Origin of the sequence: Paenibacillus naphthalenovorans (assembly GCF_900099895.1) — a bacterium.
Classification (GTDB): domain Bacteria; phylum Bacillota; class Bacilli; order Paenibacillales; family NBRC-103111; genus Paenibacillus_G; species Paenibacillus_G naphthalenovorans.
The window spans coordinates 1-1,694 of sequence record NZ_FNDY01000082.1; the positions used below are offsets into that span (position 1 = coordinate 1).

2 protein-coding genes are annotated in these 1,694 nt (G+C 48.2%); both read right to left on the reverse strand.

The window, feature by feature from the left end:
• Window positions 1-8: 8 nt before the first annotated feature.
• Window positions 9-662 carry an IS66 family transposase gene (locus BLT35_RS26020; protein ID WP_074730235.1) on the reverse strand — a complete coding sequence of 218 codons (654 nt, stop codon included), beginning with the start codon at window positions 660-662 and terminating at the stop codon, window positions 9-11.
• Window positions 577-1,602 carry a transposase gene (locus tag BLT35_RS26025; RefSeq protein ID WP_083351442.1) on the reverse strand — a complete coding sequence of 342 codons (1,026 nt, stop codon included), beginning with the start codon at window positions 1,600-1,602 and terminating at the stop codon, window positions 577-579. The genes BLT35_RS26020 and BLT35_RS26025 overlap by 86 nt, the downstream gene beginning before the upstream one ends.
• Window positions 1,603-1,694 lie beyond the last annotated feature (92 nt).

Below are 1,694 nucleotides of genomic sequence, written 5' to 3' on the forward strand. Positions count from 1 at the left end.
AAAAAAAACTACGACTGACCAATTAACGCACAATATTTATTTTCAGCGTTTTGAAGGTATTTTTCTGGATTGCTTCTGAAACGTCTTCGTTTAGCTCCTTCCGACAAACGAGATGCCCAACGTTGACGTTCCGCTTGGAAGGTTTGGTACTTCACGTTTTGGAGCCGTTTCACAAGGTCTTTTTGCTGAAGCGCATCGTCGACGAACACGACCATTTCGCCGCTGCGGAGAATGTATTCGTTCCAGCTTCGTAACCCGGTCATACGCCGGTGGCGGGTCTTGGTACGGCGAAAAAACCGCTCGTGATCGTTGTTGGTTCGCGGAACGTGGGGATGATCGTAGCAAGTAAACAAGCCTTTCCAAAATCCTTTGGTATAGCTCATCAAGTTGGCAACCATCGGCTTGTCGTACTCTTCGGTGTAAGCTTGTTCGACCCATTGAAGCAGATGCTGTAGATGAAACCGAACCGAATCACTGCTTTTATCCGCGTCGGGATTCAGGATATCGGCCACGTGATTGAGCGGCAGCGCCCAACGCTTGACCTCTTCGTAGGCTTGCTGAAATTCTTTAAGTTTATTAAATATTCTGACGACGTTTTTCAGCAGCGAGGTCCCCTTTTTTATCCAGGCATCTTTGGAGGGAAGCCTGAATGGCTTGTGCATTCTCGTAAATCCGAATCCCCGGCAGATCTAGCGGCGGGTTTCCATCTTCGAGCAACAACGAACGAACAGCTGCGACGTAATCTTTGGCAACTTCGGCTTCTGCCGAATCGTCGTTCTCAATTTTCTTTTCGATCTCACGGATTCCGCGGAGGCTTTTCTTGATCCCGGTTTTGAGCTTGCGGTCCAAGTCGACAACTGGTTTGGCGATGTCCTTGAGGTAATGGTACTGGCAGTACTGATAGGGAACATCCGGCAACAACGACTCCATGGATATGCGGATGGACTGCTGCCCATCCGTCACGATGCCGATGATTGGAAAGCCTAACTCGATGATCGGCGTGATGAGCTTCTTCAATTCCTCAGCCGAGCCGCTTTTTAGGTTTTGAGCGGCCAGAATGGTACCGCTGAAGACTTCTCGAATGACATACAGCGTCTCATTCCCTTTCTCCGGTTGCACGCCGTCCATGGAGATCATGATGCCACCATTGTCTTGAACGACTTGCTTTAGAACGTCCTTCACGTGATCCGTTACACTGGCACGGAGCAAGGTCAAATATCGTTCGTACAGTCTTTGAGAGTTCCGCTCTGAGGTGGCAACCCCGCGGCAATTTAACTCCTCGGTAATTTCCGTAATGGTCATATGATGCTTGAATCGCAACTGGCCGACCAACGCCAGCACATCGAAACCGTAAGAGGTATGTTTCATGCACAACGAATCGGCTTCGACCGATTTGTAGTAGGCTTTTGGATAAGCGCAGTCGACATTCGGGCAGTGATATGCCATGTTCCATACTTGGATAACGCCGTTCAACGTGATGATGTTTTTCTTCCAAGCGGTATGATGTCGCTTGAGCTTCGTCCCGCAATGAGGACAATGTTGAACCTCCGCACGAAAGTAAATTTTCTTTTCCGGGATAACGCGATTTTTGGGTAAGGGCATCAACGAAAACCTCCGTCAAATTTAGCTATTAACTATTTCGACAGAGGCTTTGGAAATCCTTGTTAGTTAATTGGTCAGTCGTAGAAAAAAAA